This window comes from Paraburkholderia gardini, from assembly GCF_907164575.1.
GTDB lineage: Bacteria > Pseudomonadota > Gammaproteobacteria > Burkholderiales > Burkholderiaceae > Paraburkholderia > Paraburkholderia gardini.
The window spans coordinates 1-25442 of sequence record NZ_CAJQYY010000019.1 but is presented as its reverse complement, the minus strand read 5'-3'; the positions used below and the strand labels follow the sequence as shown (position 1 = coordinate 25442).

General features: G+C 62.0%; 19 protein-coding genes, 2 tRNA genes and 2 pseudogenes. 8 read left to right on the top strand and 15 right to left on the bottom strand.

Going from position 1 to position 25442, the window contains the following annotated elements; translation table 11 throughout:
* Positions 1-459: 459 nt before the first annotated feature.
* The 9 genes from LPA34_RS16595 to def all read right to left on the bottom strand — a co-directional run bounded on the left by LPA34_RS16595 (position 460) and on the right by def (position 9346).
* Positions 460-535 (bottom strand) — tRNA-Phe (locus tag LPA34_RS16595).
* Positions 536-618: 83 nt separating this feature from the next.
* Positions 619-1308: a response regulator transcription factor EsaR gene (gene esaR / locus LPA34_RS16590; RefSeq protein ID WP_228980055.1), complete on the bottom strand. Its 690-nt coding sequence runs from the start codon at positions 1306-1308 to the stop codon at positions 619-621.
* A complete protein-coding gene (locus LPA34_RS16585; protein ID WP_228980054.1) occupies positions 1309-3744 on the bottom strand; it encodes a sensor histidine kinase in 2436 nt (811 codons plus the stop codon).
* Positions 3734-4324: a DUF4390 domain-containing protein gene (locus tag LPA34_RS16580; protein ID WP_228980053.1), complete on the bottom strand. Its 591-nt coding sequence runs from the start codon at positions 4322-4324 to the stop codon at positions 3734-3736. The genes LPA34_RS16585 and LPA34_RS16580 overlap by 11 nt, the downstream gene beginning before the upstream one ends.
* A complete protein-coding gene (rsmB, locus tag LPA34_RS16575) occupies positions 4321-5739 on the bottom strand; it encodes a 16S rRNA (cytosine(967)-C(5))-methyltransferase RsmB (protein ID WP_228980052.1) in 1419 nt (472 codons plus the stop codon). Before rsmB ends, LPA34_RS16580 begins: the two co-directional genes overlap by 4 nt.
* 301 nt (positions 5740-6040) lie before the next feature.
* Positions 6041-6898, bottom strand: coding sequence for a zinc metalloprotease HtpX (gene htpX / locus LPA34_RS16570; RefSeq protein ID WP_228980051.1), 858 nt, complete (start codon positions 6896-6898; stop codon positions 6041-6043).
* 103 nt (positions 6899-7001) lie between these two features.
* Entirely contained in the window at positions 7002-7655 is a 654-nt protein-coding gene (locus tag LPA34_RS16565) for a LysE family translocator (RefSeq protein WP_228980049.1), read from the bottom strand.
* Positions 7656-7816: 161 nt separating this feature from the next.
* Positions 7817-8812 (bottom strand): methionyl-tRNA formyltransferase, encoded by a 996-nt coding sequence (fmt, locus tag LPA34_RS16560; RefSeq protein ID WP_228980046.1) that lies wholly within the window; start codon positions 8810-8812, stop codon positions 7817-7819.
* A 30-nt stretch (positions 8813-8842) separates the two neighbouring features.
* The gene (def, locus tag LPA34_RS16555) at positions 8843-9346 is read right to left on the bottom strand and encodes a peptide deformylase (protein WP_228980045.1); all 504 of its coding nucleotides are present in this window, start codon (positions 9344-9346) and stop codon (positions 8843-8845) included.
* Positions 9347-9610: 264 nt separating this feature from the next.
* On the opposite strand from def, the gene dprA reads away from it, so the two are divergent.
* From dprA to LPA34_RS16540, 3 genes are all read left to right on the top strand, one after another.
* Positions 9611-10738 carry a DNA-processing protein DprA gene (gene dprA / locus LPA34_RS16550; RefSeq protein ID WP_228980042.1) on the top strand — a complete coding sequence of 376 codons (1128 nt, stop codon included), beginning with the start codon at positions 9611-9613 and terminating at the stop codon, positions 10736-10738.
* A gap of 58 nt (positions 10739-10796) precedes the next feature.
* Positions 10797-11174, top strand: coding sequence for a thioredoxin family protein (locus LPA34_RS16545; RefSeq protein WP_228980040.1), 378 nt, complete (start codon positions 10797-10799; stop codon positions 11172-11174).
* A 281-nt stretch (positions 11175-11455) separates the two neighbouring features.
* Complete coding sequence (locus tag LPA34_RS16540) at positions 11456-14131, top strand: DNA topoisomerase III (protein ID WP_228980038.1); 2676 nt, start codon at positions 11456-11458, stop codon at positions 14129-14131.
* Positions 14132-14225: 94 nt separating this feature from the next.
* Here LPA34_RS16540 and LPA34_RS16535 read toward each other — a convergent pair whose 3' ends face one another.
* Positions 14226-15320 carry a LysR family transcriptional regulator gene (locus LPA34_RS16535; protein ID WP_228980037.1) on the bottom strand — a complete coding sequence of 365 codons (1095 nt, stop codon included), beginning with the start codon at positions 15318-15320 and terminating at the stop codon, positions 14226-14228.
* A 364-nt stretch (positions 15321-15684) separates the two neighbouring features.
* Positions 15685-17541, bottom strand: coding sequence for a phosphoenolpyruvate carboxykinase (GTP) (locus tag LPA34_RS16530; RefSeq protein WP_228980036.1), 1857 nt, complete (start codon positions 17539-17541; stop codon positions 15685-15687).
* A gap of 349 nt (positions 17542-17890) precedes the next feature.
* Here LPA34_RS16530 and LPA34_RS16525 point away from each other — a divergent pair, with 349 nt between their 5' ends.
* Positions 17891-18904, top strand: coding sequence for a D-2-hydroxyacid dehydrogenase family protein (locus LPA34_RS16525; RefSeq protein ID WP_228980034.1), 1014 nt, complete (start codon positions 17891-17893; stop codon positions 18902-18904).
* A gap of 56 nt (positions 18905-18960) precedes the next feature.
* Here LPA34_RS16525 and LPA34_RS16520 read toward each other — a convergent pair whose 3' ends face one another.
* The gene (locus tag LPA34_RS16520; RefSeq protein ID WP_228980031.1) at positions 18961-19827 is read right to left on the bottom strand and encodes a patatin-like phospholipase family protein; all 867 of its coding nucleotides are present in this window, start codon (positions 19825-19827) and stop codon (positions 18961-18963) included.
* A gap of 43 nt (positions 19828-19870) precedes the next feature.
* Positions 19871-20275 carry a PaaI family thioesterase gene (locus LPA34_RS16515; RefSeq protein WP_228980030.1) on the bottom strand — a complete coding sequence of 135 codons (405 nt, stop codon included), beginning with the start codon at positions 20273-20275 and terminating at the stop codon, positions 19871-19873.
* Between the two features lie 221 nt (positions 20276-20496).
* Between LPA34_RS16515 and LPA34_RS16510 the strand changes: the two genes are divergently transcribed.
* A tRNA-Lys gene (locus tag LPA34_RS16510) sits at positions 20497-20572 on the top strand.
* A gap of 643 nt (positions 20573-21215) precedes the next feature.
* On the opposite strand, the pseudogene LPA34_RS16505 reads toward LPA34_RS16510, so the two are convergent.
* Positions 21216-21428, bottom strand: a pseudogene (locus LPA34_RS16505) (transposase domain-containing protein); the annotation flags it as partial.
* 790 nt (positions 21429-22218) lie between these two features.
* On the opposite strand from LPA34_RS16505, the gene LPA34_RS16500 reads away from it, so the two are divergent.
* From LPA34_RS16500 to LPA34_RS16490, 3 genes are read left to right on the top strand one after another with little or no spacing between them, the layout of a single operon-like run.
* Positions 22219-22866: a tyrosine-type recombinase/integrase gene (locus LPA34_RS16500; protein ID WP_228980025.1), complete on the top strand. Its 648-nt coding sequence runs from the start codon at positions 22219-22221 to the stop codon at positions 22864-22866.
* Entirely contained in the window at positions 22863-23825 is a 963-nt protein-coding gene (locus LPA34_RS16495; RefSeq protein ID WP_228980023.1) for a tyrosine-type recombinase/integrase, read from the top strand. The genes LPA34_RS16500 and LPA34_RS16495 overlap by 4 nt, the downstream gene beginning before the upstream one ends.
* On the top strand, positions 23818-24825 hold the full coding sequence (locus tag LPA34_RS16490) for a tyrosine-type recombinase/integrase (protein WP_228980021.1): 1008 nt from the start codon (positions 23818-23820) through the stop codon (positions 24823-24825). Before LPA34_RS16495 ends, LPA34_RS16490 begins: the two co-directional genes overlap by 8 nt.
* Before the next feature lie 100 nt (positions 24826-24925).
* Here the strand turns inward: LPA34_RS16490 and LPA34_RS16485 are convergent.
* Positions 24926-25339: pseudogene (locus LPA34_RS16485) on the bottom strand (IS66 family transposase); the annotation flags it as partial.
* Between the last annotated feature and the right edge of the window lie 103 nt (positions 25340-25442).

The following is a 25442-nucleotide window of genomic DNA, read 5'->3' as shown; positions in this document are numbered from 1 at the left end:
GTGCGGTGTGTGCAACAGCAGGGCAACGCATGGCCGAGGCTGGGTCAATGTCGAGCCGGCGCCCGATGGGGCCGGTCTCAGGCAGTATAGGCCGCGCCTTTCGCACGCAGCGTCGCTGGCGCTTATACCGCTCATCGCCACCCGTTGGCTTTCTTTTGCGCGTGGCGCGCGCCGCGCAATCCGGGACGCTCACGCCGTTCACCGCAACCCCGCAATCCAGCACGTTCCGGAGGCATCGACCGCCGGTCATTGGCGCGAAATGCCAGGCCACAGGCTGCCTGAAACGAAAAAGGACTTGTCAGTCGAACGTGGCAAGTCCTTGAACTGGCGCGATTTTATCATGCACCGCCGCCTGCCGCTGACAGCGCCGCCTGCCGCAAACCCGTCCCGCCGACGCTCCATTGGGACACCAAAAACAGAAAGCCCCAGGAATCTTGCGATTTTCCTGGGGCTAAATTCTGGTGGCCTGGGTCGGAATCGAACCAACGACACGCGGATTTTCAATCCGCTGCTCTACCAACTGAGCTACCGGGCCAACGAAGAAGCGAAAGTATATCAAAGTGGGCAGGCCGCCTCAAGTCCCTTGATGAAATTTATCGGGATGGCGTATGGCCGGCCTTATTCGCTCTTGTTCTTGCCAAGGTCGACGCCGAGCTGCTTCAGCTTGCGATACAGGTGCGTGCGTTCCAGCCCGGTTTTCTCCGCGACGCGCGTCATGCTGCCGTTTTCGCGCGCGAGATGATATTCGAAGTAAGCGCGTTCGAAGGCGTCACGCGCATCGCGCAGCGGAATGTCGAACGAAATCGACGCCGTCTGCGCCGGCAGTGCGCTGCCGATCATGCTGTCGCCGGAAAGCATCGGCAGTGCGGCCGCCGAAGCCACCATCGACATGCCCGCGGGCACCGCGGGTTTCGCCACCACGCCGCCGGCGGCGGGCGCCGCGTTGCCGCGCGCAAGACCCTGCTCGACCGCTTTCAGCAGTTTCTGCAAGGCAATCGGTTTCTCGAGGAAATTGAGCGCGCCGATGCGCGTGGCCTCGACCGCGGTGTCGATCGTCGCGTGACCGGACATCATGATCACAGGCATCGTCAGTTGCCCTTGCGCGGCCCACTCTTTCAACAACGTGACGCCATCGGTATCCGGCATCCAGATGTCGAGCAGCACGAGATCCGGCGCCTGACGCAGACGGAAATCACGCGCCTCCTGCGCATTTTCCGCAGCTTCCACGACGTGCCCTTCGTCGCTCAGGATCTCCGAGAGCAATTCCCGGATGCCCATTTCATCATCTACCACCAGGATGGTTGCCATTTACGCTGCCCTTGTCTGCACGGTTGCTTTTGTCGTTCCCTGCAATGCGTCGCCATGCGTGCCGTGTGGCCCCGCGTCCGGCGCCGCCGCATCGTCTGCCATTTGAAGGAAAAGTATCGAAATCTGCGCGCCCTCGACCACATCGCCCGCTTTCATGCGGTTGCGAATGTCGATTCGCGCGCCGTGTTCGTCGACGATCTTCTTGACCATGGCAAGACCAAGACCTGTTCCTTTGGCCTTGGTCGTCACGTATGGTTCGAAAGCGCGCGTGAGAATGCGGGCGGAGAAGCCCGGACCGTTGTCCGAGACAGTCAGACGCACCGCGACACCCGCTTTCCCTTCTGCATCGGGATCGCCATATTCTACTGTCCGCGTCTCGAGCACCACATGGGGATGCTCGACGTCGGCCACTGCGTCCTGCGCGTTCTGCAACAGATTGTGGATCACCTGGCGCAATTGCGTCGCATCGCCGCGAATCACCGGAAGATGCGCACCGAGTTCCACTTCGATCGCACTCTTGCCTTCCTCGATGCCGTACAACGTGAGCACTTCGCTCACGAGATCGTTGAGCTGCAGATTCGCGAGCACCGCCGGCGGCGTGCGCGCGTAATCGCGGAAACTGTCGACCATCTGTTTCATCGCGGCGACCTGGTTCACGATCGTGGTCGCGCCGCGCTTGAGCACGTCGGCGTCGGACGGCGCGAGCTTGTCGGCGAGCTTCATCTGCAAGCGCTCCGCGGAAAGCTGGATCGGCGTCAGCGGATTCTTGATCTCGTGCGCGAGCCGCCGCGCGACTTCGCCCCACGCGATCGAACGCTGCGCCGAGATCACGTCCGATATGTCGTCGAACACGACCACGTAGCCGGACGTCTGCGCATCCTGCGCGTCGCCATCGGTAGCCGCGACGAGCCGCGCGCCGCGCACCAGCAGCGTCAACGGTTCAGCTTCGCCGGCCACCTGAACCGATACCTGCTGCTGCCAGTGCCCACGATCGTCCTGACCGTGACCGTGTCCGTCACCGCTCGCCGCCTCGCGATCGGCAAACGCCTTGCGCACCATCGCGCCGAATTCGTCGAGCACGCCGATATGATCCAGCGGCGAGCCAAGCATCGGCTGGAACGGCTGACGGAAGATGCGCTCCGCCCCGCGGTTCGCCGTGGTCAGCCGGAAGCGCCGGTCGAATACGAAAACGCCTGCAGTCAGGTTCGCAAGAATGCTTTCCAGATACGCCTTCGAATGTTCGAGTGCGATGCGGTTGTTCTCAACCGCCGCGCGCGCCTCTGAAAGCTGGCGCGTCATCGCGTTGAACGACTGCGTGAGGAAGCCGAGTTCGTCACGCGACTTGATTTCGCGCTTCGGCGTGTAGTCGCCCTCGGTCACTTCCTTCGTGCCTTGCGCGAGCAGGAACAGCGGCCGTGCGAGCTGGTTGCCGAGCGCGAGCGCCAGCATCATCGCGATAAAGGTGGCGAGGAACAACGCAAGCGTCAGCGTGCCGATGTACATCTTGCGTAGCCCCGTACGCCCGAGCGCCTTTTCCTGATACTCGCGATAGGCGCGCTGCACGGCATCGGCGTTACGCGCGAGCGACGGCGAAACCGGCACCGTGAGCTGCAGGAAGCGTTCGGCCGGTTGCAGCAACGCCGCGTTCGAATCCGGAATGCGCTGCACGACGCGCAGACGCAACGCGCCCTTCGCGCCGCGCAGATTCGGATCGCCGTCCACTTCGCCTTCGATGGCGGCGAAGCCGCGGCCGCGCGCCTGGTCGATCATGAGCAGCGTGGGCAGATCGTTCGGCACCAGCGACGCGTAATTGCCCGACGCCTGCGCGACGACGTGCATGTCCGGCGTCGCGCCCGACATGCTGCGCACCGGCTCGACGATGAGCGCTTCCTGCACGCCAAACTGGTCGCGCAGACGCAGCAGCGTGAGCGTCGTACTGCCCGCTCCGGTGCTCGCCAGCTGCTCGGACATCAGACGGCCCTTCGTCTGCAGATCGGACAGCGATGCATCGAGCATGCCGCGTCCCAGATTCAGACCGGACGTGAGCGCCGTTTCGACGTTGACGTCGAACCACGATTCGATGCTGCGCGACACGAACTGGTACGACACGATGTAGATGATCCCGCCCGGCACGACGCCCACGAGCGCGAAAAAGAACGCGAGCTTCGCGAGGAGCCGCGTGCCGAACTTGCCCTTACGCAATCGCGTGATGATCACGACGACGAGCACCGCGACGATCAGCATGAAAATCAGCGCGACCGCGACGTTCGCCGCGTACAGCCACTGATAGTAGCGATCGAAGAATTCGGTGTTCGCGCTCGCGGCCGCAAGCAGCACGAGCAGCAGGACAGCGGTGACGGCGACCGTCGACACCAGCACGCGGACGATGAGTCCGGTGATGCTGGTGGTCGTGGCATGGCGCACTTTATTTAGCACGTTCAGTCACCGTAAAGGTAAAGCGCTTCCAGTCCGAAGAGAGATTCCAGTCGCGGTTGTTGACCGCGTCGATCTGGAACGGCTTCGGCATCAGCGCGACATCGAGCTGCATGCGGACCGACGCGTTATACGTCTCGCCGACATTGACCTCGTTGCGGTCGATCACATGCCACGACGTGACATGCTTGATCACCGAGAGCGCGTCCTTCAGCGTGCTGAAGCCAAGCTGAAGGCCACCCGACGACACGCGATATTCACGCGTGAGCGGCTGGAACGACAGACGGATGCTTTGCGAAACATTGACCGGCTGCTCGTCGAACCAGTACCAGCGCGGGCGGCTGAGCTCGAAATCGGTGGTGAAGTAGAGCGGAATGCCCTTGTTGACGGCGTCTTCAAGATTGCTGTTCAAGTCGAATTCAAAACGCGCGTCGAGATTCCAGCCACTGCCGTCGGCCTGCAACGATGCACGCTGCACGGCGATCGAGTCGGCGCGCGCGGATTCGGCCGTGCCCAGCCAAACGGCCAGCGCAATCCAGAGTACGGCCGCGAGCCGAAGCGGGAAGAAGCGTTTGATGGTCACCGTTTCTGAAAGCGCGCGTAGAAAAATCCGTCGTGGTCTGAATTCAAGTCGGTGTCCTGCCCGGCGCGCGGCGCGCCTGACGAACTGGCCTGCGCGCGGGCGACCTTGGGCAACAGCTGCCCCGGCGCGTCCAATCGTACCGCATCTTGATGATTGCCTCCAAACCACTGCGCCTGCAACTCGCCCTCTTCGGGGAAGATCGAGCACGTCACGTAAAGCAGTTCGCCGCCGGGTTTGACGAGCGGCCAGAGCGCTTCGAGAATGCGCCGCTGCTCGGCAACCAGCGCGGGAATATCGCTCGCGCGACGCAGCCAGCGAATGTCCGGATGCCGTCGCACGATGCCCGATGCCGAACACGGCACGTCAGCAAGTATCCGGTCGAACGGCTGGTCGTCATGCCACTTCGCGGGATCGCCGGCGTCGCCGATGCGCACTTCGGCTTCGAGATTCAGGCGCTGAAGATTTTCGCCGATGCGCCGCGCGCGCGACGCATCGCTTTCGAGCGCGATCAGTTCGATATCGGCGAGTTCGAGCAGATGCCCGGTCTTGCCGCCAGGCGCCGCGCACGCATCGAGTACCCGCATGCCGTTTTGCACGCCGAGGGATTGCGCGGCGAGCTGCGCACCGGCATCCTGCACCGAGACGACGCCTTCATCGAAACCCGGAATGCGGTCGACCGGCATGGGTGTATCGAGACGTACCGCATGCTCGCCGGCCGCGCTCGCCGTGATGTGATGCTCGCCCAGCACCTTCAGATAATCGGCAACGGTCGAACGGCGCGCGTTCACGCGTAGTGTCAGCGGTCCCTGCTCCTTGCCGGAGGCAAGGATCGCCGCCCAGTCGTCCGGCCATGCGCTTCTGACGGCGTCGATCCACCATTGCGGGTAGTTCCAGTGGGCGACGTCGTCGGTCTGCACGGTCGCAAGCAGGCCTTCGCGCTCGCGCAGGAAGCGGCGCAAAACCGCGTTGACGAGTCCCTTCGCGAACGCGAACTCGCGGCGCGCACCGATCGCGTTGACGGCCTGATCGACAACGGTGAACGGCGTGTACGCGGCCGATTCTTCCTCGTCGACAAGCAGCGACAGCGAGCATGCCAGCATGTGGCCGACGTGCGGCGGAGGCGCCTTGCGCACGAGCTGTGCGATCAGCGCATCGGCGGTGGCGAGACGACGCATTGTTCGATACGCGATGTCCTGCACCGCGCCGCGCGCGGCAGCACCTTCAGGCGCGGAGACGAAAACGCTTTGCAGGGCGGCCGGCAGCGCGGCGCCGAGGCGCACGGCGCCGACGGCCTGCGCCGCACAATCGAGCGCAAAGCCCAGCGACTCAGGCGCGAGATGCAACATCGACAGACGCGATTCGCGCGGGCGAGGGGATTTCGATGAAACGGGTCGCTCGGAAGGCTTGGCAGTCATGGATCAGACAGAGACGAGCCACACAGGCGGCGTGGCGCAAAAGAGACATTGTAGCGTGGCGCGCCGCTGGCGCCGGGCCGGCAACCACGGGCGGGTGCGATCCGGATGTGTTTGAGGTTGCCTGTGTCGTGCCTGGGGGCTTTGCCAGGGTGCGGGCGGGTTGTACGTGCGGGGTTGTCTGGGTGTTGAATCGAAAAGGGCGAGCCTGCCGGCTCGCCCCTCGGGCTGTGGGACGCGAATGCCGTCCTGCAAGCGTACCCCTTCGGTTCATTTCATCCGAAGTGGGTGCGCTCGCGTCAAATCATTCGAAGCGCCCGGTTCGCGCCATCTCCATCAGACGCGCCACGCGTTCCTCAGTGGCCGGGTGCGTGGAAAACAGGTTCGCGATGCCGCCGCCGGCGAGCGGGTTCATGATCATCATCTGAGCCGTTGCCGGATGGGCTTCGGCAGTCGCGAACGGAATACCGCTCGCGTAGCGATGAATCTTCTCGAGCGCCGACGCAAGCGCCTGCGGATCCCCGGAAATCTGCGCACCGCCTCGATCCGCTTCGAACTCGCGCGCACGTGAAATCGCCATCTGGATAAGCGCGCCGGCAATCGGCGCCAGAATCGCGACGGCGATACTGGCGATCGGGTTCGACGGGCGGCCGTTCTCGTCGCGCCCGCCAAAGAACATCGCGAAGTTGGCCAGCGCCGAAATCGCGCCCGCCATCGTCGCCGACACCGTCGAAATCAGGATGTCGCGGTGCTTCACGTGCGCCAGTTCGTGCGCCATCACGCCGCGCATTTCGCGCTCCGACAGCACCCGCAAAATGCCTGTCGTCGCCGCCACTGCTGCGTGCTCAGGGTTACGGCCCGTCGCGAAGGCATTCGGCGCGTCTTCGTTGATCAGATAGACCTTGGGCATCGGCAGGCCCGCGCGCGTGGCGAGTTCGCGGACCATCCGGTAAAACTGCGGCGCACTGGTTTCGTCGACTTCCTGCGCGTTGTACATGCGCAGCACCATCTTGTCCGAGAACCAGTACGAAAAGAAATTCATGCCGACGGCGATCAGGAACGCGAGCATCATGCCTCGCGAACCGCCGATCATGCCGCCAATCACGATGAAAAGGGCCGTAATCGCGGCCATCAGCATCGCGGTTTTCACCCAGTTAAACATTTCCTGTACTCCTTGCCCGAATCCGGGTTCACCTATGAAGCCGCCGAGTGCGGCGGTCGATTGTAAGTGATTTGTTAGATATGGGCGCGCAAGGAAAATTCAATCAGCGTGACGCGGTGGCGAGTTTGATGCCCAGACCGACGAACGCGCTACCCACGCCACGGTCGAGCCACTTCTTCACACCGGGCTTGCCGGAAAAGCGCTGCGTCACGCTGCCGGCGATCCATGCGACGAAGCTGTTCCAGACCATGCTCATCGCGACGAAGACCACACCAAGCGCCAGGAACGCCAGCGTTTTGTGTCCGCTATCCACAGTGACGAATTGCGGAAAGAACGACACGAAGAACAGCACGACCTTCGGGTTCAGCACGTTCGTCCAGAAGCCCTGCAGGAAAAGCTGACGCAGCGATTTCGGCGCGCCGGGCGCGCGCGAAGGAGCGGTCTTCGGCGCATCGGGCGACTCTGCCGCCGGCTTCGCAAGGATCAATCGTGCGCCAAGATAGATCAGGTAGATCGCGCCGACGAACTTGATGACGGTGAAAGCCGTAGCCGACGCCGCAAGCAGCGCGGTCAGACCGAACGCGCAGGCCAGCGAATGCACGCAGCACCCAGCCGAAATACCGAGCGACGACATCAGCCCTGCGCCGCGGCCCTGCGCAACGCTGCGCCCGACGATATAAGCCGTGTCGGGGCCGGGCGTTATGTTCAGCAGGAAAACCGCGACGACGAAAAAAGCGAAATGAGTGATGCCAAACATTGAAACCTCGGACGCGTGGGGAATGCACAAACGATTCTAACGCGCCGCGAGGAGGCAGCGAGATCTGGCCGAACGGCATATGGTGCGGCGACACCCGCGGCGTTACGATCCTGCCTGAACGACGAGGAAATCAGGGCGCCGCAGCGCGGAAGGCGCAGCGCTTACTGCGCTTCGGGCAGCTTGAGACGCTGTCCTGCGGCAAGGGTTGAGCCCGCGAGAAACTCGCGCACCGGCAAGCGCTTGCCGCCGGGCTTCTGTAGTTGCGTGAGGCGCAACGCGCCGGCGCCGCTCGCGACGACCACGCCTTCCGGCGAGACCTCGACGATCGTGCCGGGCGCAGCTTCACGCGCTGAACCAGCGGCATCGAGTGCTTCCGCGGCCCAGATTTTAAGCGCGGTGCCGTCTTCGAGCGTCGCCACGCCGCCCGGGAACGGGTCGAACGCGCGAACCTGACGCGCAAGCTCCATGGCGGGACGCCGCCAGTCGAGCGCCGCTTCGTGCTTTGCAATCTTTTCGGCGTACGTTGCGCCGTCGGCGGGTTGCGGCGCGGACGTCAGCTTGCCCGAGCGCTCGAGTTCCACGAGTGCATCGACGATCAAGGTGGCGCCAGCCTGCGCGAGCCGGTCGTGCAGCGTTGCGGTGGTGTCGTCGGGACAGATGGGCGTGCGGGCTTCGGAAATCATCGCGCCGGTATCGAGGCCGACGTCCATCTGCATCAGCGTGATGCCAGTTTCGGCGTCGCCAGCTTCGATCGCACGGTGGATCGGCGCCGCGCCGCGCCAGCGCGGCAGCAGCGACGCGTGAATGTTGATGCAGCCGTGCGGCGGGATATCGAGCACTTCCTGCGGCAGTAGCAGTCCGTACGCGGCCACGACCATGACGTCGTGTTGGGTTGCTCGCAACTGGTCGATGGCGGCGCTGGCTTCGACTGGATATTTACCGTTCCGGCGTAACGACGGGGGCTGCGCGACATCGAGGCCATGTTCCAGCGCGAAACGTTTCACCGGGCTCGCCTGCAGTTTCATGCCGCGGCCGGCGGGGCGATCAGGTTGCGTCAGAACGAGCGGCACCGGAAATCCGGCCGCGTGAATCGCCGCAAGTGCCGCGGCGGCGAATTCCGGCGTACCGGCAAAAATGACGCGCAGCGAATGGCTCATGTACAGGGGCTTTTGCGGGATAGGAACGCGTTACATCGCGTGCGCGAGCTTTTTCATCTTGCTCTTGATGCGCGTCTGCTTGAGCGGCGACAGGTATTCGACGAACACGTGGCCCATCAGGTGATCCATTTCGTGCTGGATACACACGGCGAGCAGGCCTTCGCAGTCGAGTTCGAACGTCTCGCCCTTCTCGTTCAGCGCACGCACACGCACCTTCTCGGCACGCTCGACGTCGTCGTAGATCCCGGGCACCGACAGGCAGCCTTCTTCGGAAAGCTTCTTCTCGTCGCTCGACCAGATGATTTCCGGGTTGATGAAAGCCTGCAGTTCATCGTGCGTTTCAGACACGTCGATCACGATCACGCGTTCATGCACGTCGACCTGCGTTGCCGCAAGGCCGACGCCCGGTGCCGCATACATCGTCTCGGCCATATCGGAGACCAGCCGGCGGATGCGGTCGTTGACCGCTTCGACGGGCTTCGCGATCTTGTGCAGGCGCTTGTCGGGATAGTTGAGGATGTTCAGTAAAGCCATGGTTTTGATGAGAGTGAGTGAGCGCTGCGCGTCACGGCCGCTTCCAGTCTGATACCGGACCGGGCCTCATACATGGCCATCTGGCCAGCTTGTGGGCTCATCGGCTTATACGGAGGATTGCGGTCGAACCAGTTCGATTCAACACAGGACTGGACGCACGACTGAAAGGCACGCGCGGGCGGGCGCGGCGCTGCTTTTGTTCCGGATGATGAAAATTTTAGCATGGCGACCGCCCGGCCGCTGCCCGTAAAGGACTGACACGCAATGCGCACCCTGCCGATGACCGATGCCGAACTCGCCGCGTGGCTGCGGCTTTCGCTGGCACGTGGACTCAAACCCGCCGTCCTGCGCACGCTTCTCGATGCTTTCGGGCTTCCCGAGGCGCTGTTTGGTCAACCGTTCGCAGCAATCGCAGCGGCAAGCAGTGAAGCGTCCGCGCGGGCCGTGCTCGCGCCGCCCGCGCCCGGTTTCGACGAACAGCTCGCCGCGGCCCTCGCATGGCGCGAAGCGCCCGGCAACCAGGTGCTGACGTTGGGCGATCCGGCTTATCCGTCGTCGCTGCTGACCATGCCCGATCCGCCACCGCTGCTATATATAAAGGGGAAACTCGAACTGCTCCACGCGCGAAGCGTCGCCGTGGTCGGCAGCCGTAGCGCGACGCCGCAGGGCGTCGAAGATGCAGGCTGGTTTGCACGGGCGCTGTCGGACGTGGGCCTCGCCGTCGTATCCGGGCTCGCGCTGGGGATCGACGCGGCCGCGCATCGCAGCGCGCTCGCCGGACCCGGCAGCACCGTCGCGGTCATTGGAACGGGAGCGGATGTGGTGTACCCATCGGCGAATCATCAGCTTGCGCACCAGATCGCCGCGGCGGGCGTCATCGTGTCGGAATGGCCGCTCGGCACGCCGGCGCGCTCCGCCCATTTTCCCCAGCGCAACCGGCTGATCGCGGGGCTGTCGAGCGGCGTGCTCATCGTCGAGGCGGCAATGCGCTCCGGGTCGCTGATCACTGCCCGGCTCGCGAACGAAATGGGACGCGATGTGTTCGCGATCCCCGGCTCGATTCACGCACCGCTTTCGCGCGGCTGCCACCGGATGATCAAGCAGGGCGCAAAACTGGTCGAGACGCCGGAGGACGTGCTCGAAGAACTCGGGTTCGCGATTTCCACGGGCGCGCCGTCGCTTCGGGCGCCTTCGGGCATCCCGGCTTCGCTCGCGCCAGAAGCCCGTCAACTGCTCGAGGCGCTCGGTCATTCGCCGGCCACGCTTGAAATCCTCGCCACGCGTACCGAATTGGGCGAGGCGAGGTTGCAGGCCGCGCTCCTGCAGCTGGAACTGGCAGGCCACCTGAACGTGTTACCGGGCGGCCGCTTCGTTCGGGCCAGCCACAGCTGACGGCGCGCCATGCTACATTCGCGCCAAAGCATCTGACATAAATACGCAAGGAATCGCCATGCCCGCGCTGAATCTCGACACCGATCAGGACCGGATCGCCGAGCGTATCAACGACCGCCACACGTTGTTCGTTGCGTGTCTGTGCGCGCAGTGGTGCGGAACGTGCCGCGAGTATCGTGACGCGTTCGACCGGCTGGCAGATCGCCATCCCGACATCTGTTTTGCGTGGATCGATATCGAGACGCACGCGGACCGCTTCGACGATCTGGACGTGGAAAATTTCCCGACGATCCTGATCGAAGACGCCAGCACGACACGCTTTTTCGGCACCGTGCTTCCACAGGCGGGCATCGTCGAACGCATGCTGGCCGAGTCCACCGCGCTGGCGGGTGTCACGGGCGCACCTAAACTGCGACCAGCGCTGGCTGTTGCCTGAAAACGTCGCCGGGAGGCCAGCCCGATGCGCGATTGAGCCGCGCGAAAACACATTGCGGCAGGTCGCCAGAAGGCTGAAGAAGGCCGCATCAAGCGCCGAAACGCACAGCCAGCAAGGCTTTCAGGGCGCCCCCAGGCGTGGGAGCCGCGCTTGCCGGACTGGCGGGCGCTCAATGATGAAGAGCCGCTTTTTGAAGCACAGGAATTGCCGTTTCAGCGGCGTGTGCTATAAAGCGGTCGTTAAAGGGCCATAAACCCGATCCACATACTCACATCCCAGTCATGTCCAAAGCACTGATCATCGCCGAAAAGCCTTCCGTCGCGAACGACATCGCGCGCGCTTTGGGCGGCTTTACCAAGCATGACGAATACTTCGAAAGCGATGACTATGTCCTGTCGTCGGCGGTCGGGCATTTGCTCGAGATCGCGGCGCCCGAGGAATACGAAGTCAAGCGCGGAAAATGGAGCTTCGCCAATCTGCCGGTCATCCCGCCGCATTTCGACCTGAATCCGATCGCAAAAAGCGAATCGCGGTTGAAGGTGCTGACGAAGCTGCTCAAGCGCAAGGACATCGACCGTCTGGTGAATGCCTGCGACGCGGGGCGCGAAGGCGAGCTGATTTTCCGTCTGATCGCGCAGCACGCGAAGGCGAAGCAACCCGTGCAGCGTCTCTGGCTGCAATCGATGACGCCGGCCGCGATCCGCGACGGCTTCGCCCGTCTGCGTAGCGACGAGGAAATGCAGCCGCTCGCCGATGCGGCACGCTGCCGTTCGGAAGCCGACTGGCTCGTGGGTATCAACGGCACGCGGGCGATGACCGCGTTCAACAGCAAGGGTGGCGGCTTCTTCCTGACCACCGTCGGGCGTGTGCAGACGCCGACGCTGTCGATCGTCGTCGAGCGGGAAGAGAAGATTCGCCGCTTTGTGCCGCGTGACTATTGGGAAGTGAAGGCCGAGTTCGTCTGTTCGGCGGGCTTCTATGAAGGCCGCTGGTACGACCCGAAATTCAAGCGAGACGAGTTCGATCCGGAAAAGCGCGATTCGCGCCTCTGGAGCGTGCCAGCTGCCGAAACGATCGTCGCCGCCTGTCGCGGCCAGATCGGCACGGTGACAGAAGAATCGAAGCCGTCGACGCAGCTCTCGCCCGCGCTCTTCGACCTGACGAGCCTTCAGCGTGAAGCCAACGGCCGCTTCGGCTTTTCGGCCAAGAACACGCTCGGTCTCGCCCAGGCGCTGTACGAAAGGCACAAGGTGCTGACCTATCCGCGTACCGATGCGCGCGCGCTGCCGGAAGACTATATCGAGACCGTGAAGAGCACGCTCGACATGCTGAAGGAGAGCAACAACTATCTGCCGTTCGCGAAGCAGGTGCTCGATAAGGGCTGGGTGAAGCCGAACAAGCGCATCTTCGACAATTCGAAGATCAGCGACCACTTCGCAATCATCCCGACGCTGCAGGCGCCGAAGGCGCTGTCCGAGCCGGAGCAGAAGCTGTACGACCTCGTCGTGAAGCGCTTCCTCGCGGTGTTCTTCCCGGCTGCCGAGTTCAAGGTAACGACGCGCATCACGGAAGTCGTCGGTCATCACTTCAAGACCGAAGGCAAGGTGCTGGTCGAGCCGGGCTGGCTGCAAATTTACGGCCGCGAAATCGGCGGTGAAGACGCGAACCTCGTGCCCGTGCAGAAGGACGAGAAGGTCAAGACCGACAAGGTCGCGGCCCATCAGCTCGTGACCAAACCGCCTGCACGCTACAACGAAGCCACCTTGCTTTCGGCGATGGAAGGCGCGGGCAAGCTCGTCGAGGACGACGAGCTGCGCGAGGCGATGGCCGCCAAGGGGCTCGGCACGCCGGCCACGCGCGCCGCCATCATCGAAGGTCTGCTGGGCGAAAAGTATCTGATTCGCGAAGGCCGTGATCTGATTCCGACCGCCAAGGCGTTCCAGCTGACCACGCTGCTGCGCGGCCTGGGTGTCGAGGAACTGACCGCGCCGGAACTCACCGGCGAGTGGGAGCACAAGCTCGCGCAGATGGAGCGCGGCCACCTGAAGCGCGACGAGTTCATGCAGGAAATCGCGCGCATGACGCAGCAAATCGTCAAGCGCGCGAAGGAATATGACTCGGACACGATTCCGGGCGACTACGCCACGCTTGAGACGCCGTGTCCGAATTGCGGCGGCCAGGTCAAGGAAAACTACCGGCGCTTTGCGTGTACGAAATGCGAGTTCTCGATTTCCAAGATTCCGGGCGGCCGTCAGTTCGAGATTCCGGAAGTCGAGGAACTGCTGCAGAACAAGACAATCGGCCCGCTCTCGGGCTTTCGCAGCAAGATGGGACGCCCGTTCTCGGCCATCCTCAAGCTCTCGTTCGACGACGAAACGAAGAACTACAAGCTCGAATTCGACTTCGGCCAGGATTCGGGCGGCGAAGACGGCGAACCGCCTGATTTCTCCGCGCAGGAACCGGTCGGCGCCTGCCCGAAGTGCAAGGCGCGTGTGTTCGAACACGGCATGAGCTTCGTCTGCGAGAACTCGGTGGCGAATCCGAAAACCTGCGATTTCCGTTCGGGCAAGGTGATCCTTCAACAGGAAATCAGCCGCGAACAGATGTCGAAACTGCTCGAAGAAGGGCGCACCGATCTGCTGACGAACTTCAAGTCGTCGCGTACCGGTCGCAACTTCAAGGCGTTCCTCGTGAAGCAGAGCGACGGCAAGATCGGCTTCGAGTTCGAGAAGAAAGAACCTTCAGCGAAAACCGCCGCGAAGACGGCGGCCAAAAAGGCAGCCGGCGCCAGCGACGACGCGCAGGCCGAAACGCAGGAAGCAGGCGTCACAGCCAGGGCTGCACCGGCACGGAAAACGGCGGCCAGAACGCCCGCGAAAAAAGCCGCGGCAACCAAAACCGCGGCCGCCAAAAAAGCGCCCGCGAAAAAGGCTGTCGCGCGCAAGACCGGCTCGTAGGCAATACCGCGTGCGCCGGCTTTGCACGGCGGCGCGCGGCAATAAAAAAGCGCAGCCACCAGGCTGCGCTTTTTTTCGTCTACGCCCGCGTGACTTAAAGCGGGGATAACGCCGTCGGTCGCGTCCGCGAACTGGACTTGACCGGCTTGGCCGCGGGCACTTCGCTGTCCAGCAGGCTGGACAGCGGCTCAGCGCCGTCGAACGCCTCGGGTGGCATGCGATCCGAGGCAGGCGCCATCGCTGCCGCGGACGGGCGCATCAGGCCGTCCTTGATCCATTGCTCGCCCAGCTGGCTGTTCGGCGTCTGGTTGAAGTGCTCGACCAGGTGATCGATGAACGTGCGTACCTTCGCCGGCAGATGTCGACGGCTCGGGTACGCGATGTTGATCTCGACCTGCGGCAAACGGTAATCGCCCATGAGGCGCACCAGCTTGCCGCGCGTCGTATCGCGGCCAATCAGATAGCTTGGCAGGATCGCGATGCCCATGCCGAGCATCGCGAACTGACGCAGCATCTCCGTGTTGTTCGCGACGATCACGTTCGTCGGACGCACGCGCACTTCACCGTCCGGCCCCGTGAAGACACGCTCGTCGCCCCAGTATTCGGACGGCAGGCTCAGGCACGGGTGTTCGGCCAGATGTTCGGGACGCGTCGGCGCGCCGTGCTTTTCCAGATACGCCGGCGTCGCGCATACGGTCATGCAGCCGGTGGTCAGGCGCCGCGTGACGATGCTCGCGCTGCGCATATGCCGCGCGATCACGACACCCACATCGAACCCTTCTTCGACGAGATCGACCTGCCGGTCGACCAGCGTGACGTCCGGGATGACTTTCGGATAGCGCTCGGCGTACGTCTGCAGCACCGGCGCGAGATTGTGCAGCCCGAACACCACGGGCGCGACGATGCGCAGCGTGCCGACGGGTTCATGATTGCGCGCCACCACCATCTGTTCGACGTCTTCCAGCTCGTCGAGAATCTGGCGCGCGCGTTCGAGATAAACCTGACCGGATTCGGTCAGCGAGAGACTACGGGTTGTCCGGTTGAGAAGCCGTGTGCCAAGCCGGCCTTCGAGGTCGGCTACATGTCGGGTCGCGACAGCGTTCGAGATATCCATCGCGCCAGCTGCGCGGGCAAAGCTACCGAGATCCGCCACCTTGACGAAAACTCGCATCGACTGCAAATGATCCATAAGACAACTCCTGCGTGTTACAGCTTTTTTCTTCCCGGGAAGGCGAAGCGAACTGCGAATGGCGAATTCTCCTCCGACTCCTGAAATCCTGCAGAAGTTGCCTGGAAACATAGCGATTACATAAAAATTTATGCGATTGTGCCCTTTTGTGTGAGATGCCTCTCTCGATTGTTCCCCAGTCAGAAACAATGAGAGGAAGCCGCCGTTGAAGCAATCATTGCGCAAAATGCCGAAAGGCTATGCGCAACCGTCGAAAGTGCCTCGAAAGCGGCAAGAATTTGCCATATGCAGGACATGAAAAAGCCGCCCGTAGGCGGCTTGAGCGGTTTGCAACAGCGAAGCGGGTGCTCACATTGTCATGCTGTCATGCGGTGAGCCGTTCGCGCAATGCCGTTCGCGTTTCCTGCAATGCCGGCGGCAGGCCGCGCTCCAGCGTATCGAACAGCTGGGCGTGCAGGTCGAGCTCCTCGCGCCAGGCTGCATCGTCGACTGAAATCACCTCGTCGTACTGCTCGCGCGTGAAATCCAGGCCGCTCCAGTCGATGTCGTCGTATGACGGCGAGATGCCGAACGCATGTTCCGCGCCGTTCGCGTTGCCTTCGATGCGACCGACCATCCAGCGCAGCACGCGCATGTTCTCGCCGAAACCTGGCCACGCGAACTTGCCGTCGGCGCCCTTGCGGAACCAGTTTACGCAGAAGATTTTCGGCATCTGCACGTTCAGGCGCGCGAGGCGCTCGCCGGTCCGCAGCCAGTGGCCGAAGTAATCGCTCATGTTGTAGCCGCAAAACGGCAGCATCGCGAACGGGTCGCGGCGCACCACGCCTTGCCGACCGGCCGCGGCAGCCGTCGTCTCGGAGCCCATCGTCGCAGCCATGTAGACGCCCTCGACCCAGTTGCGCGCCTCGGTGACGAGCGGCACGGTCGTCGAGCGGCGGCCGCCGAAAATGAACGCGTCGATCGCTACGCCGGTCGGGTTCTCCCACTCGGCGTCGATCGAAGGACATTGCGACGCCGGCGCCGTGAAGCGCGCGTTCGGATGCGCAGCCTTGCGGCCGGTTTCCTTCGCGATCGCGGGCGTCCAGTCGTTGCCCTGCCAGTCGATCACGTGTGCGGGCGGCTCGTCGGTCATGCCTTCCCACCAGACGTCGCCGTCGTCCGTCAGCGCGACGTTCGTGAAGATGACGTTTTCCTTCAGCGTCGCCATCGCGTTGAAGTTGGTCTTTTCGCTCGTGCCGGGCGCGACGCCGAAGTAGCCTGCTTCCGGATTGATCGCGTAGAGGCGTCCATCGTTGCCCGGCTTGATCCAGGCGATATCGTCGCCGATCGTGGAGATGCGCCAGCCGTTCATGCCTTCCGGCGGAATCAGCATCGCGAAATTGGTCTTGCCGCAGGCCGACGGAAACGCCGCCGCGACGTGATACTTGCGCCCTTCCGGCGACATCACGCCGAGAATCAGCATGTGTTCCGCGAGCCAGCCTTCGTCGCGGCCCATCGTCGACGCGATCCGCAGCGCGAAGCATTTCTTGCCCAGCAGCGCGTTGCCGCCGTAGCCCGAGCCGTAGCTCCAGATTTCTCGCGATTCGGGGAAATGGACAATGTATTTGGTGTCGTTGCACGGCCACGGCACGTCTTTCGCACCCGCGGCGAGCGGCGCGCCGACCGAATGCACGCACGGCACGAAGTTGCCATCCTCGCCGAGCACGTCGTACACCTGGCGGCCCATGCGCGTCATGATGCGCATGTTCGTCACCACGTACGGGCTATCGCTGAGTTCGATGCCGATGTGCGCGATCGGCGAGCCGAGCGGCCCCATCGAAAACGGCACGACGTACATCGTGCGGCCGCGCATCGCTCCGTCGAAAAGACCATCGAGCGTCGAGCGCATTTCGGCCGGTTCGGTCCAGTTATTGGTCGGGCCGGCGTTCTCTTTGCGCTGCGAGCAGATGAACGTGCGATCCTCGACGCGCGCCACATCGGACGGGTCGGAGCACGCGAGATACGCGTTGGGGCGCTTCGCCGGATTCAGTTTCCTGAGCGTGCCGGCCGCGACCATCTGCGCGCACAACCGGTCATACTCTTCCTGCGAACCGTCACACCAGACGACGCGTTCCGGCTTCGTCAACGCGGCGACGCGCTGAACCCAGTCGATCAGTTTCCGGTGTCTGATCCAGGCCGGTGCCTCTACGGCGGCCTGACCGTTGAATGCGGGATGATTCATCGAGCTGTCTCCGTTCTGTTATTGAAAGAAAAACGGTAACCAGCCCAGCAACGCTGCTGCGAGAGGCGTCCAATCCTGCTTCGCCGATGTTCCGGGCCGCCTGATTGGGCATGACGTCGTGGGCCTGCCAGCCTGTTGTTCGAAACCGTCTGTAAAGCGGCTTGCATCGATTGGCAACAAACTGTTAAAAACAGGGGTGAATTCTGCCTGCCTGACACGGTGTCGATATTCCGGCCCCGTTCGACAGGGCTTCAATCCGCAGTACCAGCATGTGTGCGAATCACATGTTGGGACATTCAGCTTATCACTCCGTTCCGCGCCGATTAAGTGCGCCGTAAAACACAACGCCATGAAGATTGCCATCCTCGACGATTACCAGGACGCCGTTCGCAAGCTCAATTGCTTCCAGTTGCTGGCCGACCATGAAGTCAAGGTTTTCAACAACACTGTCCGTGGACTGGGCCAGCTTGCAAGCCGCCTGTCCGAAGTCGATGCGCTGGTTCTGATACGCGAACGTACGCGTATCACCTCGCAACTCCTCGATAAATTGCCGCATCTTCGCATGATCAGCCAGACGGGCAAGGCATCGAGCCACATCGACATGGCCGCATGTACCGAGCGCGGCATCGCCGTGCTGGAAGGCAGCGGTTCGCCGATCGCGCCCGCAGAACTGACGTGGGCACTCATCATGGCCGCCCAGCGGCGCATTCCGCAATACGTGGCAAACCTTAAGCAAGGAGCCTGGCAGCAGTCGGGTTTGAAGACGTCGGCGCTGCCGCCGAACTTTGGGCTCGGCACTGTTTTGCGCGGCCAGACACTCGGGATCTGGGGCTACGGCAAGATTGGTCGCCTGCTTGCGGGCTACGGCAAGGCATTCGGCATGAACGTGCTGATCTGGGGGCGTGAACACTCGCGCGAAGCGGCGAAGGAAGACGGCTACAACATCGCCGAAAGCCGCGAGGCGCTGTTCGAGCAGAGCGACGTGCTGTCGCTGCATCTGCGTCTGCACGACGACACGCGCGGCATCGTCAGGCAGGAAGACCTGATGCGCATGAAACCGACCGCGCTCTTCGTGAACACGAGCCGCGCCGAACTGCTGGAAGATAACGCGCTGATGGGCGCGCTCTCGCACAACCGGCCGGGCATGGTCGCGATCGACGTGTACGAGAGCGAGCCGATCCTGCAGGGCTACAGCCTGCTGCGGATGGAAAACGTGATCTGCACGCCGCACATCGGTTATGTCGAACGGGATAGCTACGAGCTGTACTTCAGCGCGGCGTTCAAAAACATCCTCGCATTCGACGAAGGCGATACGTCGAGTGTCGCGAATCCCGAAGCGCTGCAGGGCGGACGGCGCCGGTAAGCCGGCCTCCTCGCGCTTTTGTGCGCGGTGCGAGGTCTGTATGGGCGCGTCGCGGTTCAGTCGTGAGCGGCGGCGTCCAGCAGTTCGGGCATGCGCTGCAGGAACTGCTCGCCGTCGACGCGGCCGAGGTTATACGCGTGCTGCATCTGTGACGGGCTGGTGTAATCCCAGCTCGAAATCGGCACCTTGCGCGACGGCTGCACATACAGACGCTGCTGCGTGCCGTGCGGCACGACGAACATCTGTGGACGCGGATAGAGCCGCGTGACCATCACGAGCACCATGCCGGGCGTTTCGTCGAGGGCGCCGACCGGCACGTTGTCGACCATTCCGCCGTCCAGCACGGGGCGGCCGTTGCGTCGCAAAACTGGGGTGAACGGCGGCGTACTTGACGATTGCAGGATCAGGTCGGCGAGATCCTCGACCGTCGCGCAATCCTGCGCGCGCACGAATTCCGGATGGAAGCCGAGCGTCTGACCCAGCGTCGGATGCAGCGTCTTGCGGACGTATTTTTCGATGTTGTACGCGATCAGCCCGGCTGCCACGGCGCTACGCGCGCCCAGCCAGCGTGGCAGATGCGACACACCAATGCGGATTTCCGGCGCCTTCGCGAGCGCCGCGAAACGGTCGCCATAAATATCGAGCAGCGCCTGACGGTAAATCCGGTAATGCGGGAACACAGATTGCCCACGCAGCAGGTTGCCCCAGTACGCGTTTTTCGTGTTTTCGCGCAGCGCGTGCTCGTAGTAGCGCATCACCCAGCTGGATTCGTTCGTATAGAGCATGCACGCCGTGGCCGCGCCCGCCGAAATACCGGAGATGACGCGCGGTTTGATGTGCAGTTCGGGCTGGACGACGTCCCAGAAACCCGCCTGCCACCAGCAGCGATTGCCGCCGCCGGCGAATACGACCTGATCGAACATCGTGACTGATTCCCCCGGTGCGACGTGATGAGCGCGGTCCGGTTCAGTCGAGCAGCGCGTAGGTGGTGGTGGCGTGGACGGCCAGCCGTCCGTCTTCATCGAGCAGTTCGACTTCACCGAACACGAGATTGCGGCCGAGACGCAGCACGCGCGCAATGACAAGTACGTCGCCCTTGCGAACGGCCTTCATGAAGCTGATGTTGAGCGAGACGGTGGTCATCGGTTTGAAGGCGCCAAGCGCGGCCGAAATGGCGACGATCATCGCGGTATCGGCAGCGGCCATGAAGACCTGGCCGCAGATCACGCCGCCCGAATGCCGCAACTCGCCGGAGAACGGGAGACGCAGCGTGGCGCTCTCTTCGTCGACCTTGACGGGCGTCAGCGCGAGCGAGCGCACCCACGGCGCGAGCACGCGGTCTAGCAGTTCGCGGATTGCGTTGTCGTCCATCGTGTGCCCCCGGTTCGAGTCGCGCTGGCAAGCGCGGCGTGTTCGTGTTGTCGCGACATCATACCGGGCGTGGTGAGAGTCAGTGTTCTGGAGCGGGTGCGCGGATTCAACGCGCCTGGTCTCGATACGCTTGCAGGAGCCGTCCGATAGATTTTTTCAGGAAATCCGCGAAAGGGGCTAGGCAGGTAACCGAGATTCGTGCATAATTTGCAGTCTGTTTGGGGGCGTTAGCTCAGCTGGTAGAGCAGCGGACTCTTAATCCGTAGGTCGACAGTTCGAATCTGTCACGCCCCACCAAAGATATCAAGCACTTAGCCCGGTCATCGCGACTGGGCTTTTTGCTTTCTGGGTTTCGTGTAGGCACTGTGTAGGCATTTTGGATCTACACCAATCAATGCCAACTCATATTCTTGGCGAGTGCCCACACTCGATGGGCCAGCGCCTAGCTGCGAATTGATCCCCGGCTACTCCATCCGCGATCGCAGTCGCCATCGAAAATTCTAGCAACTCGACACCCTTTCCCCCACCCAACAGCGACACAGGCTTTACTCCACGAAGATTTGGGGCACCGCCCGCCCCTGAGTCCAATGTTTACCACTCATATCTTGGATGCTCCCGCGACCGCTCCGATACGCGTCAGCAAAGTCTGAGCTGCTGACGACCGGACATGAGGGTGCCATCGACATCGCATCGCGGCTGTCCGCCCAATATCCGATACACCTAGCCCCGTTACTATCTTCACTCCTCGATAATTGAGGATTTGGCCAGCCAGGCCCGGCATGGTTCTCGCCCCCAGTCGCAGCCATGATCCGGGGGGTGTTGTCACCGGGCCTGGTGGTAAGCACCTCACGAGAGCCGTTCCCAATGCCTCATGCGCGTGAGGCATGATTGGAGGAGTGAGGCTACCGGCGCTTTGTGCCCGGCAATTCGACGGTAGCGGTTATTGGCCGGCGTGCCGAGGTAGCTTCCCGGCAACGCGCCACAGCAACAGATCGTCGACACGATTGGTGGGGTGGTCAGCGATATGAGTCAGGACGTATTCAAGGTAAGCGCGCGGGTTGATCCCGTTGAGCTTGCACGTCCCGATCAGGCCATACATCGCAGCGGCCCATTCACCTCCGCTGTCGGAGCCGGCGAACAGGAAATTCTTGCGACAATGCACATAATTGCATTGAGGTGATAATGCGCAGCCAGAAATTATGCGGAGTTTGCATGGTACGGCTCGTCACGGGCGTCAGTGCGACGCGCCTTGCATGGATCGTTGGGTAGCAGCAAACTACACATAAAAAGTGCTTTCCTGTTTGGGTTGTAACCCATTCAGGAGAAACATCATGATCGGCTTGGTTCCTCTACGACCGCAGCCTCAGGCGTGGTTAAGGCGCAGCGTCCTTTCTCCTTTCGCGGAGCGCTACTGCGAATATCTCGTTGAGGCCGGCTACGCGGCTTGCACCGTCAACCGTTACGTGAGGTGCGTCGCGCACTTTGCGTACTGGCTCACAACACGCCGCATAGCCGTAGCTCGCGTCGACAATCGACTTGCCTGCGGCTTCGTGAATGACCATTTGCCTCGATGCACCTGCCCCGATCCGATTCCGAGATGTCGGACAGACGTCAGCGCGGCACTTCAGCATTTGCTGGTCGTCCTGGGCACGTGCGCTGTCCCCCGGTATCTTTGGGCAGAACCGGATTCGGTACAACAGGAGGTGTGTCGTTTCACTGAGTACCTCAAGGACGTTTGCGGCCTTGCCGAGTGCACGCGATATCAGCGCGGTCGAATCATTCGCGATTTCTTGCATCAACGCTTTGGTCGCGGACCCATCGACATGGAGCGGCTAACGATTCAGGATGTCCGTCGATTCGTGACACGTTACCCTGACGGGTGCAAAGCCGGAACAGCTCACGTAGCGGGCATAACGTTGCGCAGTTATCTGCGATTCAGGAGCATGCAATATAACGAGCAGGTCGCAGAGTTGATCGCGGCGGTGCCGAACGTAGCAGGATGGAGGTTGGCGGCATTACCTCAAACGCTTTCGGACGCAGCGATCGGACAGCTCCTGAATTCCTTCCATCACGAAACGGCGGCCGACTTGCGTGATTACGCAATGGTACGTTGTCTGGCAGATATTGGATTGCGTGCTGCGGAAGTCGTGCAAATACAGCTCGACGATTTAAACTGGCGCGACGGCACGCTGCAAATCCGTCGCACCAAATCGCGACGGGGCTACGTCATTCCGTTGCCGGAGCCAACAGGTCATGCGATCGCCGACTATATCCGGTTAGCCCGAAGAACAACGACGACCTCCCGCGCCGTCTTTGTACGGCACTACGCGCCTGCCGACCTTCCGTTGGGAACCGGGCGTGTCCATCAGGCGGTGCATGCCGCATATGTTCGCTGCGGCTGGACTGAACAATCTGGAACTCATCTTCTGAGGCACAGCGTGGCCCGACGGCTGCTTCGTTCCGGCTCGTCGTTGAAGGAAGTGGCTGACGTACTGCGCCATCAAAGCATCGACACCACCGCGATTTACACGAAGATCGACCTGCAAAGCATGGAGGCTGTCGCGCTCCCATGGCCGGGGAGCAAATCATGAAACGCTTCGTCAACTCGGCTGACACTATGGTATCGCTGGCGCAAGCATATCTCGCCGAACGACGCTGTCTTGGCTTCGACCTCAAGATCTCTGGGCACGTATCGATGAACTTTGCCCGCTTCGCGGACGCGCTGGGGCATCGTGGTCCGATCACGGAAGATCTGACTCTTACCTGGGCGCACTCGACACCGAGCGAAAGGGCCATTACATGGGCGCGTCGGATCGAGGTAATCCGGCCCTTCGCGAAGTATCTCAGGCAGTTCTATCCCGATACAGTTGTTCCGCGACGCGACCTGTGCGGGCGGGCCCATCGTCGTCTGGCGCCGCACATCTACACGGAGCAGGAACTCGGCGAACTCCTCACGGCGTCGGTGGCAATGTTACCCGTCGGTTCGATCAGACCGCTTACATATGAAGCGCTGTTTGGATTGATTGCGGCAACCGGCTTGCGTATCTCGGAAGCCATCAATCTCTCTCGAGACGACGTGAATCTTGCCGAGGGCACGCTTACGGTGCGTGAGACGAAGTTTCACAAATCGCGCGTTATTCCGATGCATCCTACCGTAACTCTGGCCATGAAGCGTTACGCTACTCGCCGTGCGCTGGTCGTCGCCGCAGAGCCGTGCGTTTCGTTCTTTGTGAATCTTGATGGCAGGAAGTTGCAGGCCCGAACGGTGCATTGGGTGTTCGGTCGGCTTCGCGAGCAACTCGGGTGGACTTCTCGGGGTGACCACGCGTTGCCCCGAATCCATGATCTTCGCCATACGTTTGTGTGCCGGTGCATTCTCAAGTGGTATCGGGAAGGCGTGAACGTCGACAATCGGATGATTGCGCTGTCGACATATCTGGGGCACGTGAAGCCGAGCGATACCTACTGGTATCTGACTGCGGTTCCCGATCTCATGGAAATCGTGAGCCAGAAATTTGCGCGCTTTGCTGAAGGGGTACGTTATGACTAAAACCTGCCTGGCTCCTTCCTTTGCGACGCTCCTGCAGGACTTCTTCGTCGAACGGTTGATGCAGCAACGCGCGGTGAGCCCGGAGACGATATCGAGCTATCGCGATTCGTTTCGTCTGTTTCTTCAGTTCGCATCGGATCGCCTCGGGAGGTGCCCAACTGATCTGACGCTGTCGGACATGGATGCACCTCTGATCCTGGCGTTTCTGCGACACCTCGAAGTTGAGCGGCGCAACAGCACGCGGACCCGCAACGTTCGACTCGCAGCGTTGCGCTCGTTCCTGAAGTACGCAGCACACCGTGACGTCGCGTCGTTGGCCGTTATACAGCGTGCACTCTCCGTCCCGATGAAGCGTTGCGATAAACCTATGGTCGGATTCCTGTCACGCGAAGAGATTCAGCAACTGTTGACGGCGCCTGACCCGGACACTTGGGCGGGTCAACGCGACAGGGTTCTGCTGGCAACGATGTATAACACGGGGGCGCGCGTCTCGGAGATCCTGGCACTACGCGTCAGTGATGTCGTCCTGGGTACATCACCCTTCGTTCATATTCTTGGGAAAGGACGCAAGGAACGAACGGTGCCTTTATGGCGATCCACGGCAAGGCTCATCAGGGGGTGGTTGCCGCAGATCCAAGATGCATCAAGTCAGAGGCTCTTTCCAAATCGATCGGGAAACGCGATGACACGCTCCAATGTCGCCGATCGGATGAGAATTGCCGTAACGCGCGCGAAGGACCAATGTCCGCAACTCGCCAAGCGACGTGTTTCTCCGCACCTGGTTAGACACGCGACTGCCATGCATCTACTTCAATCAGGGATCGACCTGTCGGTCATCGCCTTGTGGCTGGGACACGAAAGCCCGTCGACAACACATGGCTATATGGAAGCTGATCTGACAATGAAGGAGCGAGCGTTGAAGAGGATTCAGCCGCCGCAAGTAAAGAATCGTCGATATCGACCACCGGACCGCATCCTTCAGTTCCTGGAGTCGTTGTAATTATGCGTAGCTCGCCGAACCGCGAATCCTTGCGGATCGCTTCGGCGACTCGCATGGCACTATTCGACAGTGACGGACTCAACATAATTTCTGGCTGCGCATTATTGCGGCCCAGGCTGACGCAGCGCAGGGCATTCTCGGCCAGCGCGTTACTGATCTCCACACGGCCATCGGCGCAGTACAGCACGAGCGCATCCCACTGGTTGAGCCAGTATCGAATCGCGCGGGCGAGTTCGGATTTCTTCGACAGCGTGGCGAGCTTGTCCGTCATCCAGGCCTGAATGGTCACGAGCAGCGGCACACTTTTCTCTTGCCGCACACGCAGTCGTTCCGGGGCAGATTGGCCACGGATATCGGCCTCGATGCCATAAAGTGCTCCGATCAGTTCGAGTACCTGCCGGGTTGCTTCGGTAGGCGTTCTGGCGTGTACATCGTAGATGTAGCGTCTCGCGTGATCCCAGCACGCAGCCTCACGGACCCGGCCGCTCTCATACAGCTCGTTGAAGCCACTAAAATGTTATGCATAACATTTTAGTGGCTATGTTGCGGCCAAATTTATGTGGCGGCAGCCGATAGGCGCCGAGGAAACATGGGGCCTGTCCTGGCTATTGACGTGA

Bases quoted from the DNA above. Each gene is read 5' to 3' on its own strand.
- esaR (WP_228980055.1), bottom strand. From the start codon at position 1,308: ATGGCAACCATCCTGGTGGTAGATGATGAAATGGGCATCCGGGAATTG.
- rsmB (WP_228980052.1), bottom strand. From the start codon at position 5,739: ATGACTGCCAAGCCTTCCGAGCGACCCGTTTCATCGAAATCCCCTCGC.
- htpX (WP_228980051.1), bottom strand. From the start codon at position 6,898: ATGTTTAACTGGGTGAAAACCGCGATGCTGATGGCCGCGATTACGGCC.
- LPA34_RS16565 (WP_228980049.1), bottom strand. From the start codon at position 7,655: ATGTTTGGCATCACTCATTTCGCTTTTTTCGTCGTCGCGGTTTTCCTG.
- fmt (WP_228980046.1), bottom strand. From the start codon at position 8,812: ATGAGCCATTCGCTGCGCGTCATTTTTGCCGGTACGCCGGAATTCGCC.
- def (WP_228980045.1), bottom strand. From the start codon at position 9,346: ATGGCTTTACTGAACATCCTCAACTATCCCGACAAGCGCCTGCACAAG.
- dprA (WP_228980042.1), top strand. From the start codon at position 9,611: ATGCGCACCCTGCCGATGACCGATGCCGAACTCGCCGCGTGGCTGCGG.
- LPA34_RS16545 (WP_228980040.1), top strand. From the start codon at position 10,797: ATGCCCGCGCTGAATCTCGACACCGATCAGGACCGGATCGCCGAGCGT.
- LPA34_RS16540 (WP_228980038.1), top strand. From the start codon at position 11,456: ATGTCCAAAGCACTGATCATCGCCGAAAAGCCTTCCGTCGCGAACGAC.
- LPA34_RS16535 (WP_228980037.1), bottom strand. From the start codon at position 15,320: ATGGATCATTTGCAGTCGATGCGAGTTTTCGTCAAGGTGGCGGATCTC.
- LPA34_RS16530 (WP_228980036.1), bottom strand. From the start codon at position 17,541: ATGAATCATCCCGCATTCAACGGTCAGGCCGCCGTAGAGGCACCGGCC.
- LPA34_RS16525 (WP_228980034.1), top strand. From the start codon at position 17,891: ATGAAGATTGCCATCCTCGACGATTACCAGGACGCCGTTCGCAAGCTC.
- LPA34_RS16520 (WP_228980031.1), bottom strand. From the start codon at position 19,827: ATGTTCGATCAGGTCGTATTCGCCGGCGGCGGCAATCGCTGCTGGTGG.
- LPA34_RS16515 (WP_228980030.1), bottom strand. From the start codon at position 20,275: ATGGACGACAACGCAATCCGCGAACTGCTAGACCGCGTGCTCGCGCCG.
- LPA34_RS16500 (WP_228980025.1), top strand. From the start codon at position 22,219: ATGCAATATAACGAGCAGGTCGCAGAGTTGATCGCGGCGGTGCCGAAC.
- LPA34_RS16495 (WP_228980023.1), top strand. From the start codon at position 22,863: ATGAAACGCTTCGTCAACTCGGCTGACACTATGGTATCGCTGGCGCAA.
- LPA34_RS16490 (WP_228980021.1), top strand. From the start codon at position 23,818: ATGACTAAAACCTGCCTGGCTCCTTCCTTTGCGACGCTCCTGCAGGAC.